This is a genomic window from Chimaeribacter coloradensis (genome assembly GCF_002858715.1).
GTDB lineage: Bacteria > Pseudomonadota > Gammaproteobacteria > Enterobacterales > Enterobacteriaceae > Chimaeribacter > Chimaeribacter coloradensis.
On the sequence record NZ_PJZH01000020.1, the window covers coordinates 1 to 16,449 of the forward strand.

Below are 16,449 nucleotides of genomic sequence, written 5' to 3' on the forward strand. Positions count from 1 at the left end.
GTGGCGGGTCAGCGAGGCGCTGGAGAGCGGCATGGTCGGGGTCAACACCGGTGCCATCTCCAATGAAGTCGCGCCGTTCGGCGGCGTGAAGCAGTCCGGGCTGGGGCGTGAAGGCTCACGCTACGGGCTGGAGGAGTACCTCGAGCTGAAATACCTCTGCTTTGACATCACGTAGTTTTACACCCACCGGTGATGCCGCGGCCGGGCGCACCCTGCCTGGCCCGCGGACACCGGGATTCACCGCACGACGTCATTAACCACATCACGACATTTTCCTGTTTGCGCGTACGGCACAAACAGGAAAGTAAGGGAAGCTTATGAGTCAACAAGCCAGTGAATTAAATACCAATCTTAAATCCCGCCATATCACCATGCTGTCGATTGGCGGCGTTATCGGTGCCGGGCTGTTTGTCGGCTCCGGCAGTGCCGTGGCGCTGGCCGGCCCGGCGGCGCTGGTGGCTTACGCCATCTCCGGGCTGCTGGTGGTACTGATTATGCGGATGCTGGGCGAAATGGCCGCCGCCTCACCGGACAGCGGCTCCTTTTCCACCTATGCCGACCGCGCCATCGGCAAATGGGCCGGGTTCACCATCGGCTGGCTCTACTGGTGGTTCTGGGTGCTGGTGATCCCGCTTGAAGCCAACGTCGCCGCCACCATCCTGCATAACTGGTTCGGGACGGTGCCGGTCTGGACCTTCTCGTTGCTGATCACCCTGGCGCTGACCGGCAGCAATTTGCTGAACGTGAAAAATTACGGTGAGTTTGAGTTCTGGTTCGCGCTGACCAAAGTGATCGCCATTCTGGCGTTTATCGTGCTGGGCACCCTGGCGCTGACCGGCGTGTTGCCGAAAGCGGAACACGCCGGGATCTCCCTGATGTGGAGCCAGGGCGGCTTTATGCCGCACGGCATCGGCGCGGTGCTGGCGGCGGTGCTGATCACCATGTTCTCCTTTATGGGCACCGAGATCGTCACTATTGCCGCCGCAGAGACGGACTCCCCGGCGGAACATGTGGTGCGCTCGACCCGTTCAGTGATTGGCCGCATTACGGTGTTCTACCTCGGCTCGATCTTTATGGTGGTGACGCTGGTGCCCTGGAACAGCCACGGCCTGACCACCATCGGCTCTTACCAGTCGGTGCTGGAGTCGCTGCATATCCCGTATGCCAAGCCGATCATGGACGGCATCATCCTGCTGGCGGTGTGCAGTTGCCTGAACTCCGCGCTCTACACCGCCTCCAGAATGCTCTACTCCCTGAGCAAACGCGGTGACGCCCCGGCCGCCGCCCGCAAGATCAATAAGGTCAAAACCCCTTATATGGCGGTGATGCTCTCCACCATCGCGGCGTTCCTGACGGTGGTCGCCAACTACTATGCGCCGAAAAGCGTGTTTGATTTCCTGATCGCCAGCACCGGTGCCATCGCCCTGCTGGTCTACCTGGTGATTGCGGTCTCCCAGTTGCGGATGCGCACCCAGCTGCGCAACGCGCAGATGCCGATCCGCATGTGGGGTTACCCGGGGATTACGCTGGCGGTGATTGTCTTTATCGTGGCGATGCTGGCCTGCATGCTGTTTATGCCTGACCAGCGCCCGCAGGTGCTCTCCACCCTGATCCTCGCCGCCGTGGTCGTGGGCAGCTCCTTCTGGGTGCACCGGAAACGGCGCGAGGCGCGCGTCCCGGTCAGCCAGATGGCCGCCTCACGGCGTTAAAACGAAAAAAGCCCCGCGAGGGGCTTTTTTGTAACACGATTTTTTTATTGCGCGTTTTATCACGCCGTAAAAACGCCGGATCAGAACGGGATGTCGTCGTCGAAATCCATCGGCGGTTCGTTGTTCATCGGGGCGTTGTTAGACGAACCCTGGTTGGAACCGTAGTTCTGCTGCGGTGCCGGGCGGGACGGCTGGCCGCCGCTGAACTGGTTGTTCTGCTGCGGCTGCTGTGGCTGGCCCCAGCCGTTGTTGTTGCCGGATGCCTGGCCGCCGCCTGCCGGTGCGCCGCCGCCCTGACGGCCGCCGAGCATCTGCATGGTGCCGCCCACGTTCACCACCACTTCCGTGGTGTATTTTTCCTGGCCGGACTGATCCGTCCATTTACGGGTCTGCAGGGAGCCTTCAATGTAGACCTGGGAACCTTTGCGCAGGTATTCGCCCGCCACTTCCGCCAGTTTGCCGAACAGCACTACACGGTGCCATTCGGTTTTCTCTTTCTGCTCGCCGGTGGCTTTGTCACGCCAGGACTCAGATGTTGCCAGGGTGATGTTCGCCACAGCGCCGCCGCTCGGCATGTAGCGCACTTCCGGATCCTGGCCCAGATTCCCGACAAGAATCACTTTGTTTACGCCTCTGCTGGCCATGTCGACTCTCCACAATGAGTTAATTTTTACGATACTAAACCAATCATTTTAGCACGCCACCCCGCGCGATCATACCTGCGAAGTGCGCCCCAGAATTGGGTACAGTATAACCAATTCCGCTTCACTATACTGGATATCCATTCAGGTTTTTTTGTGTCATAATTATACGTTTCGTACTTTCTGTGCCCCCTGCTTTTTCTTCCGGTACATCGCCCCATCCCGTACCGGAAACCAGTGACCGGCATAGTGAGAGATCGTGTTTAATCCGGGAAATATGAATGGATAAGATCGAAGTTCGGGGCGCACGCACCCATAATCTCAAGAATATCAACCTGATCATCCCGCGCGACAAACTGATCGTTGTCACCGGCCTGTCCGGTTCGGGCAAATCCTCACTGGCTTTTGACACCCTGTACGCCGAAGGGCAGCGCCGTTACGTGGAGTCGCTGTCGGCTTACGCCCGTCAGTTCCTGTCATTGATGGAAAAGCCGGATGTGGACCATATCGAGGGGCTGTCACCGGCGATCTCGATTGAGCAGAAATCCACCTCACACAACCCGCGTTCCACCGTGGGGACCATTACCGAAATTCATGACTACCTGCGCCTGCTGTTTGCCCGCGTGGGGGAGCCGCGCTGCCCGCAGCATGACGTGCCGCTGGCCGCCCAGACGGTGAGCCAGATGGTGGACAACGTCATCACGCAGCCGGAGGGCCGCCGCCTGATGCTGCTCGCACCGGTCATCAAAGACCGCAAAGGCGAGCACACCAAAACGCTGGAGAACCTGGCGGCGCAGGGCTACATCCGCGCCCGCATCGACGGCGAAGTGTGTGACCTTTCCGACCCACCGAAGCTGGAGCTGCAGAAGAAGCACACCATCGAAGTGGTGGTCGACCGCTTCAAGGTGCGTGAGGATCTGGCCCAGCGCCTGGCGGAGTCGTTTGAGACGGCGCTGGAGCTGTCGGGCGGCACCGCCGTGGTGGCGGACATGGACGACGCCAACGCCCCGGAGCTGCTCTTCTCCGCCAACTTCGCCTGCCCGATCTGCGGCTACAGCATGCGTGAGCTGGAACCGCGCCTGTTCTCCTTCAACAACCCGGCCGGTGCCTGCCCGACCTGTGACGGCCTGGGCGTGCAGCAGTTCTTCGACCCGGACCGCGTGGTGCAGAACCCGGAGCTGTCGCTGGCCGGCGGCGCGATCCGCGGCTGGGACCGCCGCAACTTCTACTACTTCCAGATGCTGCGCTCGCTGGCGGACCACTATAAGTTCGACATCGAAGCGCCGTTTGAGTCCCTGAGCGCCGCGGTGCAGAAGGCGATTCTCAACGGTTCCGGCCGCGAGACCATCGAGTTCAAATACATCAACGACCGGGGCGACACCTCTGTGCGCCGCCACCCGTTCGAAGGCGTGCTGAACAACATGGAGCGCCGCTACAAAGAGACGGAATCCACCGCCGTGCGCGAGGATCTGGCGAAGTACATCAGCAATCGCCCCTGCACCACCTGCCACGGCACCCGCCTGCGGGAAGAGGCGCGTCACGTCTTCGTCGAGAACACCACGCTGCCGGAGATCTCCGACTTCAGCATCGGCCACGCCATGACCTTCTTCCAGAACATGAAGCTCAGCGGCCAGCGCGCCAAGATTGCGGAAAAAGTGCTGAAAGAGATCGGCGACCGTCTGAAGTTTCTGGTCAACGTCGGCCTGAACTACCTGTCGCTGTCGCGCTCGGCGGAGACCCTCTCCGGCGGCGAGGCGCAGCGTATCCGCCTGGCGAGCCAGATCGGCGCCGGGCTGGTGGGCGTGATGTACGTGCTGGATGAGCCGTCCATCGGTTTGCACCAGCGTGACAACGAACGGCTGCTGGAGACGCTGATCCACCTGCGCGACCTCGGCAACACCGTGATTGTGGTGGAGCACGATGAGGACGCCATCCGCGCCGCTGACCACATCATCGACATCGGCCCCGGTGCCGGGGTGCATGGCGGCCAGGTGGTGGCGGAAGGCACCGCGGCGGACATCATGGCCAATGCCGAGTCCCTGACCGGCCAGTTCCTCAGCGGCGAGCGGGAAATCTCGGTGCCGGTGGAGCGCGTCCCGGCTGACCCGTCACGGGTGCTGAAGCTGGTGGGCGCACGTGGCAACAACCTGAAAGATGTCACCCTGACGCTGCCGGTAGGGCTGTTCACCTGCATCACCGGCGTTTCCGGGTCGGGCAAATCGACGCTGATCAACGACACGCTGTTCCCGATTGCGCAGCGCGCGCTCAACGGCGCGACCATTATCGAACCGGCCGCCTACCGTGAAGTGCACGGGCTGGAGCAGTTCGACAAGGTGATCGACATCGACCAGAGCCCGATCGGCCGCACGCCGCGCTCCAACCCGGCCACCTACACCGGCATCTTCACGCCGGTGCGTGAGCTGTTCGCCGGGGTGCCGGAATCCCGCACGCGGGGCTACACGCCGGGGCGCTTCAGCTTCAACGTGCGCGGCGGGCGCTGTGAGGCCTGCCAGGGCGACGGCGTGATCAAAGTCGAGATGCACTTCCTGCCGGACATCTACGTCCCGTGCGACCAGTGCCGCGGCAAGCGCTATAACCGTGAGACGCTGGAGATCCGCTACAAGGGCAAGAGCATCCACGAGGTGCTGGAGATGACCATCGAAGAGGCGCGCGAGTTCTTTGACGCGGTGCCGGCGCTGGCGCGCAAGCTCCAGACGCTGATCGACGTCGGCCTCTCCTACATCCGGCTGGGGCAGTCGGCCACCACGCTCTCCGGCGGGGAGGCGCAGCGCGTGAAACTGGCGCGCGAGCTGTCGAAACGCGGCACCGGCCAGACGCTCTACATCCTGGATGAGCCGACCACCGGCCTGCACTTCGCGGACATCGCGCAACTGTTGCAGGTGCTGCACCAGCTGCGTGACCAGGGCAACACCATCGTGGTGATTGAGCACAACCTGGACGTGATTAAAACCGCGGACTGGATTGTCGACCTGGGGCCGGAAGGCGGCAGCGGCGGCGGGGAGATCCTGGTCTCCGGCACACCGGAAACCGTTTCAGAGTGCGAGGCGTCCCACACTGCCCGCTTCCTGAAACCGATCCTGGCGCACCACCGGCAGAAGCAAAAGCAGAAAAAATCGGCCTGATTCGCCCATTTTGAGCCGGAACGGTAATAATCAATAAGCCACGCCCTGACGCGTGGCTTTTTTTATCGGTTTATCACGCAGAATGAAGCGAAGCCGCAAACTTTTTCTACAGGCTTGCTACGATCAATAAAGAGAGACAGGAACGCCCTGCTCTGCCCTTCCCACCGCCTATTCTGGTTATCAGGAGCCGGCAATGCGTCAGCCTTGGAGTGAGCAACAAGCCAATGACTGGTATCGCCAACAAGCCTGGCCGTGCGGGTTTAACTACCTGCCGCGAACGGCCGTAAACTGGACGGAACTCTGGCAGGCCGATACCTTCGACCCACCTACCATCGATCAGGAGCTCGGCTGGGCGCAGGCCATCGGCTATAACCAGCTGCGCATCAACCTGCCGTTTATCGTCTGGCGGGCAGACCGTGACGGCCTGCTGGCGCGCATCGATCACTTTCTCACGCTGGCGGACGCCCATGAGATCAAGGTGATGCTGACGCTGATGGATGACTGCGGTTTCTCCGGTGACGAGCCTTTCCTCGGCCCGCAAAAGCCCCCGGTGCCGGACGTCCACAACAGCCAGGCCGCCGCCAGCCCCGGCCGCCGCACGGTGATGAACCGCGAGGCGTGGCCGGAGATTGAGCGCTACGTGCGCGACGTGATCCGCCATTTCCGCGACGACAGCCGGGTGTTTATCTGGGACCTCTACAACGAGCCGGGCAACCGCGGGATCTTCATCGGCCCCGACGAAGAGGTGCTGTTTGAGCAGGAGCTGGAGACCTTCGCGCTGGAGCTGATGCACCTGGTGTTTACATGGGCGCGCGAGGAGGACCCGAGCCAGCCGCTGACGGTGGCGGCGTGGCACCTGCCGCTCAACCCCGGCCAGGCGACGCCGAGCTGGTACCAGCACCCGATTGACGTCGCGGCGGCACAGCTCTCAGACATCATCACCTTCCACGCCTACGTCGACACCCCGGCGCTGCTGCCGATCCTCGGCTACTGGCAGCAGACCCACCGCCCGGCGATCTGCACCGAGTGGCTGGCGCGCCATATCGGCAGCGTGGTTGAAACGCAGCTCCCGCAGTTCTGCGCCACCAGGGTCGGCTGTTACCAGTGGGGGCTGGTGCGCGGCAAAACCCAGACCTGGCTGCCGTGGCCCGCCATACGCAAGCAGAAGCGCGACGACCCGCAGCTCTGGTTCCACGATGTGCTCGACGAGCAGGGCGTGCCGTTCCGGCAGGGGGAGATGGATCTGGTCAGGGAGTTTACCGGGCGCGGGGCGTGCCCGGCACCGGTGAAAAAGCGGGAAAAGTAGGCACCACAGGGGCCGCGGCCCCCGCCGGGTGCCGCCGGGTTACACCCCCAGCTCGTGCCGCACCGCTTCCGGCAGGCTCTCCACCACCAGTTGGTAGGAGCTGTCGATCAGGAAGTAGAACTGGGAATCCGGCAGGTCGCCGTCTAGGAAAATGGTGTTCCAGTGGGTTTTGTTCAGGTGCTCACCGGGCACAATCTCCGGGTGCCGGGCGCGCAGCTCCTCCGCCAGCTCCGGGCTGGTTTTCAGCGAAATGGCAGGCCGCTCCTGCACCGCCGTGACCATCGCAAACATCATCTCGCCGACTTTGATCTGGTTGGCGTTCCATTGGTTATTCACGCTCTGTTCCGCGCCCGGCTTGGACATGCAGTAGTCGAGCAGATCCGAACTGTTCATTGGGTTTCTCCTTGTAAAGTAGCGACGATGCGGCGCTGGCCGCCGTGGTTGCGGTGCTCGCCCAGCCAGATGCCCTGCCAGGTGCCGAGCAGCAGTTTCCCGTGGTGCACCGGCAGCAGCAGCGACACGCCCAGCAGCGAGGATTTGATGTGGGCGGGCATATCATCCGGGCCTTCATAATCGTGCTGGTAGTCGGCGTTTTCCGGCACCTGCCGCAGGAAATGGTGCTCCATGTCCGCCCGCACGGTGGGGTCGCAATTCTCATTCAGGGTCAGGGAGGCCGAGGTGTGCATAAGCAACAGGTGCAACAGGCCGGTTCTGAGTTGCGGTAACCGTTCCAGTTTGCCGGTCACCTCATCGGTGATCAGGTGAAACCCGCGCGCTTTGGCGCTGAGGGTCAGGGTCTGCTGATGCCACATAGGTTCTCCATTTTTCGTTTGGGTCCCTATTGAGTGTGCATCAACGGCGTGAAAGATAAAGGCGGCAGGCGGAATTTATCCGCGCGGGGGCGTAAAGGCGGGAGGCGTAAGGCAAGGAAACGGCAGGCCGCAGAGGGCCTGCCGCAACAGGGTTACTGCACGGCGGCGAAGGCGTCCGCGACGCGCTGCACGTTGCCGTGGTTCAGCCCGGCCATGCAGACGCGGCCGCTGGCGATCAGGTAAACACCGAACTCGTTACGCAGGCGATCTACCTGCGCTTCGCTGAAGCCGGTGTAACTGAACATGCCGCGCTGCGCCAGCAGGTAGCTGAAGTCACGCCCCGGCAGGGAGGTCTTCAGGCTGGCGACCAGCGTTTCGCGCATCTCCAGGATACGGGTGCGCATCGCTTCCACTTCTGCCAGCCACTGCGCTTTCAGGTCGGCGTCGTTCAGCACTTTCGCCACCACCTGCGCACCGAAATTCGGCGGGCTGGAGTAGTTGCGGCGCACGGTCGCCTTGAGCTGGCCCAGCACGCGGGCGGCAGCGTCATCGCTTTCGCACACCACCGACAGGCCGCCGACGCGCTCGCCATACAGCGAGAAGATTTTGGAGAAGGAGTTGCTGACCAGGCACGGCAGCCCGGCACGCGCCATTTCGCGGATGGCATAAGCGTCGTCGTCCATGCCGCCGCCAAAGCCCTGGTAGGCGATGTCGAGGAACGGGATCAGCTCACGCGCTTTCACCAGGGCGATCACCTCGTCCCACTCGGCGTGGGTCAGGTCAGAGCCGGTCGGGTTGTGGCAGCACGGGTGCAGCAGCACGATGCTTTTCGGCGGCAGCTGTTGCAGGCTCTCCAGCATCGCCGGCACGTTCACGCCCAGGCGCTCTGCGTCGTAGTACGGGTAGGTGTGCACATTGAAGCCCGCGCCCGCGAAGATGGCGATGTGGTTCTCCCAGGTCGGGTCGCTGACCCAGACTTCAGACTCAGGGAAGTAGCGCTTGAGGAAATCCGCGCCCACTTTCAGCGCGCCGGAACCGCCCACGGTCTGGATGGTGGCGATGCGCCCCTGTGCCAGCATCGGGTGATCGTCACCAAACAGCAGCGTCTGGATGGCGGAACGGTAGCCCGCCAGCCCTTCCATCGGCAGGTAGACCGAGGCACCGTGCGGCGTGTTGGCCAGCACCTTTTCTGCCTGTTCAACGGCCTGCATCTGCGGGATCACACCCTGCTCGTTATAGTAAAGCCCGATGCTCAGGTTAACCTTCTGTTCTCTCGGATCTTGTTTGAAACTTTCCATCAGCGACAGGATGGGATCACCCGCATAGGCATCAACATTGTGGAACACGGTGCTGCACTCCTTGAATTGTCTGGTCTGGCTCTGAAATTAGGCGGTGTTACGCCCTTATACGCTGTAACGGCCGGGACGATGGTTCATGGCGATGATCAGGTTGAGCAGGAAAGCCCCGGCAACCGAGGCCACCAGCATCGGCAGGCTCACCACAAACAGCGACGCCAGCACAATGGCGGCGTCCACGCCCATCTGTAATTTCCCGGCACGGATACCATATTTGTCCTGTAGGAAAAGTGCCAGGATATTTACCCCGCCCAGGCTCGCTTTGTGGCGGAATAACACAATAAACCCGATACCCATGATCATGTTGCCGAACAGCGTGGCGTAAAACGGCTGCAAATGGTCAACGTGGATGAACAGCGGGTGCAGGTCGGAGAACAGCGACACCAGCCCGACCGCGCAGAACGTTTTCACCGTGAACTGCCAGCCCATGCGGCGGATCGCCAGCCAGTAGAACGGCAGGTTAATCAGGAAAAAGGCGGTGCCGAACGAGACGTGGGTCAGGTAGTGCAGCAGGAACGCCATCCCGGCGGTGCCGCCGGTAAGCGCGCCGGACTGGCGCAGCAGGATCACGCCGAACGACACCATCAGCGTGCCCATCACAATCGCCAGCACATCTTCCAGCAGGGTGTGGGACAGTTTTTGCGGTTCAGGGGTAATGACATTAGCCATAGGTCGGTCACTTCATCAGATAAGGGGGCAGCCGGGCTGCGGACCCTACTCTCCAGCAAAAAGCGCGCCATATCCGGCAAAAACAGCGACTGGGCAAAGGATTTTTTCCCAGCGGGCCTTTTTCAGCGGTTTGCCTGCCGGCAATCACTTGTTAATGTTCGTCATCTTCCTGACACACATTTTGCATTTTTTTCCTTCTTGATGCGTTTGCTGCGCGCTATTTCCCCTTTCTCTACACACTTCCCGCACCTTCTCCCTGTTGCATGCACCTTTTTCGCGCAAGCCAGGCACCAAAAAGGTGCAAAACGGGCTTAGTGCACCGGCGTCAGTAACCCGTTCTCTTTGAGGCGGTTCAGCACCACCGAGGTCTTGATATGGGCGACACTTTCATGGCTTGAGAGGATTTTGCTGATGAGATCGCTTAAACCGGCCAGATCGGCCACCGCCACCTTCAGCAAATAGTCCGCATCACCGGTGGTTTTATAGGCGTCGATGATCGCGTCCACCTCGCCCAGCATGGCATGGAAACTGTCGACATAAGCCGGCATATGGTTCACCAGCCGCACCTCAATCAGCCCGATCATGCCCAGCCCCACCGCTTCCGGGGCGAGCCGCGCATGGTAGCCGAGGATCAGCTGCGCCTGCTCCAGGCTGATGCGGCGGCGCGAACACTGGGACGCCGACAGCCCCACCAGATCGCTCAGCTCCTGGTTGGTCAGCCGCCCGTTGCCCTGCAACAGGGTCAGAATCTTCAAATCGAAATCATCAATGGTGTACATCGTCCCGGCCTGTTTTTTTGAGTGGTCACACAGACTACCTGTTTTTCCGTGGCGGGCGCTGTCTCTTTCACGCACCGCAAAGAAAACGGGCGATCCCACTGAACCGCCGCCGCTTTTCCCGCACAACTGTGCACCCGCAGGGAAAAAGTGGCCGGAAAATCGCGCGGGTCGCCCATTTTCACCAAAAAAAGCCCTTCCACGGGAGGGCGTGGAAGGGCAGCAGAGGTACATTTTTTCCCTTTCAACCAGGGATATTCTTATTCACCCCCACACACATACGCCGTCTGGGTGGTTTCCGGGTAAGAGTTCTGTACGCCGCGTGAGAGGTCGGAGGCGAAGTAGTAGTTAAGCTGCGACAGATCGCTCTCGTTGGTCCAGTAGTCACTGGAGGTATCCCAGTTATAGGCGCTCATGTCACCCCACAGGTTGACCAGGCTGGTGACGTTGCCGAGCGTCGGCAGCCCGCCACTGCCCAGGCACGCAGCAACGGCCGTTGGGTGGTCGCCCTGCGCGCTGGAACCGGCGGTATTAAACCAGCTGACGAAGTTCCAGTTCTCCGTCAGGGTCTGCTGGGTCAGGTTGTCGGTGATGGTGATGCTGAGCGGGCCATCGCCGGGGTTGTCGTTGAAAGTCACGGTGCCGTCACTCTCTACCGAGACCGCCGCGCTGCTGCTCACCCAGGTCAGGTTGCCCGATCCCCCGGCCAGCGTGATGTGGAAGCGCGCCCCCGGCCAGGCGATGCCCGGCCCCTGCCCGAAGGTTTTGCCGTTGGCATTGCCGCCGCTGGCGTCCACCGCCTCACGTGATACCACCGTCATCGGCGTGGTGAAGCTGACGTTGGCGGTGGCGGTTTTCGCCGGGTTCTGATCCAGCGTGGCCGTGAGCACTACCGGTGCCAGCGTCGTGGCACTGCTGACGTTGACGCTCCCGCTCCCGGAGGGGCTCAGCGTGATCGGGCTGCCGATGACGTTAACCCCGGCGTTGTCCGCCGTCAGCGTCACGGTGCCGACAATCGGGTTGTTGAACGCATCCACCACCAGGACTGACACCGCATTTTCCGTGTCGGTGGTGTAGATGCCGTTGCCGGACGGCGTCAGCGTCACCACCGCGGTGTTCAGGTCAGGAATGAACTGGTACGGCCCGCCGGTGCCGGTCACGCCGTTACTCAGGCGTGCCGCCACCGTTGTGGTCGTGCCTGCCTGCTGGCTGGTGAGGTTGAAGGTCACCTGCCCGTTGGCGTCGGTGGTGCCGCTGGGTACCGAGAGCTGGCCGAAGTCGGTGGTGTAGGTCACCGGCAGATCCGGCAGCACGTTGTTGTTGGCGTCACGTACCGTAGCGGTGACGATAATCGGCGTCACGCCGTCGGCCGGTACGGTGTCGGTATTGGCCTGCACCGTGACCACCGCAGTCGTGATGTCCGCCGTGAAGGTCACCGGATCGGCCCCGGTTGCCGTGCCGTTCAGGGTGGCGGTGAGGTTCGCCACCCCGGCTGCCACGCTGGTCAGGCCAACCGTCAGCACACCGTCACTGCCGGTGGTGCCGCCCGGTGCCGAGAGCGTGCCGAGCGAGCTATTCCAGGTGATCGCCTGACCGGCCACCGGGTTGCTGTTGGCGTCGAGCACCGTGGCGGTATAGGTCACGCTGTCGCTGCCGTTGGCAATGGCGGTGGTGCGGTCAACCGTCAGGCTGGCAATCGTGGCGGTGGAGGCGTCCGCGATAAAGGCCGCGGCCGGGGCGCCTACCGCTGTTCCGCCGTTGACGCTGCCGCTTACCGCCACCGGCCCCGCCTGGGTGCTCACCAGCGGCAACGCCAGTTGCCCGGCGGCGTCGGTCTGGCCGGTGCCGCCGTTGGCGAAGGTGCCGCGGTCGGTGGTCAGGGTCACGGTCTGGTTCGCCAGCAGGTTGCCGTTGGCATCCGCCACGGTGGCGGTGTAGGTCAGCGCATCCGTGCCGTTCGCCACGGCGGTGGGCTTGTCTACCGTCAGGGCGGTGATCTGCGCCGTCGAGGCATCGGCCGTGAAGGTCACCACCGGTGCGGCCGAGGCCGTACCGCCGCTGAGCTGCGCGTTGACCTGCGCCGCCCCGGCCACCGTGCTGCTGAGGGTGATGGTCGCCAGCCCGTCCGCGCCGGTGCTGCTCTGCGCGCCGGACAGCGTGCCGAGGGTGGTGGCCCAGTTCACCGCGATGCCGGTCAGCGGGTTGTTGTTGGCATCGGTGACGGTGGCGGTGTAGGTCGCCGCATCACTGCCGTTCGCCAGCGCGCTGGTTTTGTCCACCGTGACCGTGGTGATGCGGGCAGTGGAAGGATCAGCGGTAAAGGTCACCGGCGTGGCGTTGATGGTCGCGCCGTTGGTCAGCGACCCGCCCACCGTGGCCGTCCCGGCCAGGATACTGGTCAGCGTGGTCTGCACCTGCCCGGCGGCGTTGGTCACCGCGGTGGTGGTGCCCAGCGTGCCGAGGTCGGTGGTGAGCGTGACCGTCTGCCCGGCCACCGGGTTGTTGTTGATGTCCCGGACGGTGGCGACATAGGTGATGGCGTCGCTGCCGTTTGCCAGGGCAGTGGTTTTGTCCGGTGTCAGGGTCGCGATGGTGACGGTGGCCGGGTCACCGGTAAAGGTCACCTCCTCCGCCGCCCGCGGCGCACTGCTGCCGGCCTGCGCATTCACCACCGCCGCACCGGCTTGCAGGCTGGTCAGGCTGATGGTGGCGGTGCCCTCCGGCCCAGTGGTGCTGGTGGGCGCGGAGAGCGTGGCGAAGTTCGTCGTCCAGCTCACCGTCTGGTTGGCGACCGGGTTGCCCTGCGCATCGGTCACGGTGGCGGTGTAGACCGCCTGATCGCTGCCGTTGGCCAGCACCAGCCGTTTATCCACGGTGAGCGCGGTCACGGTGGCGCTGCTGGTATCGGCCACGAAGGTCACGGTTTGCGCGGTTTTCGCCGGCTGGTTCGGGATGGTGGCCGAGACAATCGCCTCGCCGCGCTCGGTGCTGGTCAGGGTGGTGAGGTAGTGCCCTTCGGCGTTGGTGACGCCGGTGGGCGCTGCCAGCGTGCCGCGATCGGTGGTCAGGGTGATCGCCACGCCGCTCACCGGGTTGTTGTTGGCATCCAGCACCAGCGCGTCATAGGTCACCGGGTCGCTGCCGTTGGCGACGGCAGTGAGTTTATCCGGCGTCAGCGTGCTGACCACCGCCGTGGACGGATCGCCGCTGAAGGTGATGGGATCGGCCGCGATCGCCGCATTATTGTTAAGCCGTGCCGACACCTGCGCACTGCCCGCCACGGCGCTGGTCAGGGTGATGCTGCTGGTGCCGTTGACGCCGGTGGTGGTGCTCTCAGCGGACATCTCGCCCAGTGTCGTCGCCCAGTTCACGGTCTGCCCGGGGATCAGGTTGCCGTTGGCATCCACGACGGTGACAGTGACGGTGACCGCATCCGCGCCGTTGGCCAGCGCCTGGGTTTTATCTTCGGTGATCTGGCTGAAGGTGGCGGTGGCGGCATCCGGCACGAACAGCACCGGCGGGGCCTGCACCGGCTCGGAACCGGTCGGCTGCCCGACCAGCGTCACCTGCGCAATCTCCAGCGCGATCCCGGCCTGGGTACTGGTCAGCGTCACGGTGGCGATGCCGTTTTCATCCGTGGTACTGGCAGGCACCGCATCCTCACCGAGTGAGGTGGCCCAGCGCACCAGCACCCCTTTCACCGGCCGGTCGTTGTCATCCAGCACCTGGGCGCTGTAGATCACCGGATCCTGCCCGTTGGCGACGGCGCGGTTTTTATTCACCGTCAGGCTGGCGATACGCGCATTACGCACCGCAACCGTTTCATTGACGGTGGCAGTTGCCAGCGTCACCGCCCCGACGGACGGCGTGATCACCACGCTGCCGGGGTTATTGCCTGCGGTGAGCAGCACCTGATAAACGCCCGGCGCCGTTTCATTGACGTTGCCGAGCTGCGCGGCCACGGCCGGTTGGGTGCTGCTGTCGGTGAGGGTTTCCGCCAGCGCAAATTTCAGGTTCGCCCCCAGCCCGGAAACCGGGTTGCCGTCGGTGTCGACAATTTTCACCTCCACCAGCGAGGTGCTCTGGCCGTCGGCCAGGATGTCCGTTGGGGTGGCGGTGGTGGTGGATTTCACATTATCGATTGCCGCGCCGCTGACGGTAATCAGTGAGGAGGCGGTATTGGAGCGGTTGCCTTTGGTGTCCGCCGCGATGCCGGAGAGCGGGTAGCTGTTGGGGCTGCCGTCATAGCGGTAGGGCGGCATTTTCACCTGATAGCGCCCGCCGCCGAGGTCAACCACCGCGCCGCCGGCCGCCACCAGTTCGCTCTGCTGCCACTCAATGCGGGACAGCGCATATTTAGATTGCAGGGTGTAGCCGATGTCATACGTCTGGCCGCTGCGGCCGGTGATTTCCGGCGGCAGGCCGAGGGTGATGAGGATCTTCTTGCGGAACTCCATCACGATCTCGTTGTTGCGGTCTACCAGGTCGAGCCGGCTGCCCGCCAGGCTGCGTTTCAGCGCCACATTTTCCGACGCGACCTGCTCCTCCCACGGCACGCCGAAGGTGTAGTTCACCATCATGCTGTAGCGGGTGTCGTCCATGCCGCCTTTGCCCTGGCGGTAGTCGACGCCGAAGCTCACCAGCGGCACCGGGGTATAGTTCAGCCCCACGGTGATGGCGTGCGGATCTTTCTGCCGGTTATCGATGCCGAACAGCGCCACGCTGTTGCCGTAGTACTGTTCATATGCCAGCTTGCCGCCCACCTGCGGGTAGGCGGGGATATAGCCCTGCGCCATCACATCCCAGCCGTTGGCCGGGCGCTCCTCATAATCTTCCAGCTGTTTGGAGTCCACCCAGTTGGTCAGGCGCATATAGACGTTGGTGGAGAGTTTCAGGTAGTCGCGCCACGCCTCCAGCCCCAGCCCGAGGCGGGCGTTGTTGTTGGTGACTTCCTGATCGTAGAAGGCGTTGTAGCCGAACATCCAGCCGTTATCGGTAAAGTGGCGCTGGCCGACGCCGAGGTTGGCGATCACCCGGTCGTCGGTGTCGCGCACGCCGAACTGGGTGAAGAAAATGCGGGATGGGCTCTGCCAGATCGGCGTCAGCATATCCAGCGAGCTGCTGTCGAGGTCACTGCCGTCGGAGACCGCCAGATTGGCGCGCACGGTGCCGAACTGGCTGAGCCAGCCCTCCACGGTAGAGGTGGCGGCCTGCGCCACCTGCCCCTGCACAAAGTTCTGCGCGGCGTCGCCGTTGCTGTAACGGCTGCCGGTGGCCTGGCCGAAGGCTTTGGCCTGCTGGGCGAAGGCGCGGTTATCCGGCATTTTCTCTTCGCTGAGTGGGGCGCTGCCCAGCAGCGGCAGGGCCTGATCACGCTCGCTCATCGGGATCAGCAGGATGTCCCCGCCGCCGAGCTTAAGCATCGCCGCGCGGTCGGGCTGGCGGTACTGGTTCAGTTCCCAGAGGTCGTCCAGAGTGAGGTTTTTACGCTGCGCCACGATGGCCGCGTTTTCACCGGGTTGCAGGGTGTACATGCTGGCGCGGCTGAGGGTCTGCTCCTCCAGCCGGAGGCCGGGGGGTGCCGCCCGCGCCTGAATCGGCAGTGCCACGAGTAACACCTGGAGGAAAATTTGCAGCCATGCGGTGCACAGCAACAGACAGCGGTGCGCACGCACCGCCCCAAGAAGAGACGCGCCGGAAGAAACGTTCATTTGTTATATCCCACCCTGTTTACCGAATTTTAAATAAAGCCGGCCCGCGTCTTTTGAGCACGCACGTACGCGGGAATAAGAGGCCGGTTAATTCCGGCCACTTTTGGGAAACAGACCACTGCCTATAAAAGCGGTGAACGGCTGGCACCGCCGGATGTCACAAAGAGAAGGTAAAGCGAACAAGGAATAACTGACCATAAACCTATAGCCTTTAATTAACACTGTCAAACACCGCTGCTTATTTTAAATGCCGGCATTCTCACCGCATTAATTGGCTTCGCCAACCGGCAGGCTGCGCGGAATCCCGGCATGATTTACAGTCAATTT

11 protein-coding genes are annotated in these 16,449 nt (G+C 62.8%); 4 read left to right on the plus strand and 7 right to left on the minus strand.

Features of this window, described 5'->3' with window-relative positions; genetic code table 11:
* Both CYR32_RS15810 and gabP read left to right on the plus strand, forming a co-directional pair.
* Positions 1–175, plus strand: a 175-nt coding sequence (locus CYR32_RS15810; protein ID WP_146000711.1) for an aldehyde dehydrogenase family protein, incomplete at its 5' end; no start/stop codon positions are given.
* A 142-nt stretch (positions 176–317) separates the two neighbouring features.
* Positions 318–1,709, plus strand: a complete 1,392-nt coding sequence (gene gabP, locus CYR32_RS15815) for a GABA permease (protein WP_101826124.1) — start codon at positions 318–320, stop codon at positions 1,707–1,709.
* An 80-nt stretch (positions 1,710–1,789) separates the two neighbouring features.
* On the opposite strand, the gene CYR32_RS15820 is transcribed toward gabP, so the two are convergent.
* The gene (locus tag CYR32_RS15820) at positions 1,790–2,353 is read right to left on the minus strand and encodes a single-stranded DNA-binding protein (RefSeq protein WP_101826125.1); all 564 of its coding nucleotides are present in this window, start codon (positions 2,351–2,353) and stop codon (positions 1,790–1,792) included.
* A 278-nt stretch (positions 2,354–2,631) separates the two neighbouring features.
* Between CYR32_RS15820 and uvrA the strand changes: the two genes are divergently transcribed.
* Both uvrA and CYR32_RS15835 read left to right on the plus strand, forming a co-directional pair.
* Positions 2,632–5,493, plus strand: coding sequence for an excinuclease ABC subunit UvrA (gene uvrA, locus CYR32_RS15830; RefSeq protein WP_101826126.1), 2,862 nt, complete (start codon positions 2,632–2,634; stop codon positions 5,491–5,493).
* Positions 5,494–5,686: 193 nt separating this feature from the next.
* On the plus strand, positions 5,687–6,799 hold the full coding sequence (locus tag CYR32_RS15835) for a glycoside hydrolase 5 family protein (protein ID WP_101826127.1): 1,113 nt from the start codon (positions 5,687–5,689) through the stop codon (positions 6,797–6,799).
* 39 nt (positions 6,800–6,838) lie between these two features.
* Here the strand turns inward: CYR32_RS15835 and CYR32_RS15840 are convergent, their stop codons facing one another.
* From CYR32_RS15840 to CYR32_RS15865, 6 genes are all read right to left on the minus strand, one after another.
* On the minus strand, positions 6,839–7,192 hold the full coding sequence (locus CYR32_RS15840; RefSeq protein WP_101826128.1) for an MmcQ/YjbR family DNA-binding protein: 354 nt from the start codon (positions 7,190–7,192) through the stop codon (positions 6,839–6,841).
* Positions 7,189–7,611, minus strand: a complete 423-nt coding sequence (locus CYR32_RS15845) for a secondary thiamine-phosphate synthase enzyme YjbQ (protein ID WP_101826129.1) — start codon at positions 7,609–7,611, stop codon at positions 7,189–7,191. Before CYR32_RS15845 ends, CYR32_RS15840 begins: the two co-directional genes overlap by 4 nt.
* A gap of 152 nt (positions 7,612–7,763) precedes the next feature.
* Entirely contained in the window at positions 7,764–8,957 is a 1,194-nt protein-coding gene (locus tag CYR32_RS15850; RefSeq protein WP_101826130.1) for an amino acid aminotransferase, read from the minus strand.
* A 57-nt stretch (positions 8,958–9,014) separates the two neighbouring features.
* On the minus strand, positions 9,015–9,635 hold the full coding sequence (locus CYR32_RS15855; protein WP_101826131.1) for a YitT family protein: 621 nt from the start codon (positions 9,633–9,635) through the stop codon (positions 9,015–9,017).
* Between the two features lie 311 nt (positions 9,636–9,946).
* Positions 9,947–10,414: an Lrp/AsnC family transcriptional regulator gene (locus tag CYR32_RS15860; RefSeq protein ID WP_101826132.1), complete on the minus strand. Its 468-nt coding sequence runs from the start codon at positions 10,412–10,414 to the stop codon at positions 9,947–9,949.
* 257 nt (positions 10,415–10,671) lie between these two features.
* Entirely contained in the window at positions 10,672–16,020 is a 5,349-nt protein-coding gene (locus CYR32_RS15865; protein WP_165698261.1) for an Ig-like domain-containing protein, read from the minus strand.
* Between the last annotated feature and the right edge of the window lie 429 nt (positions 16,021–16,449).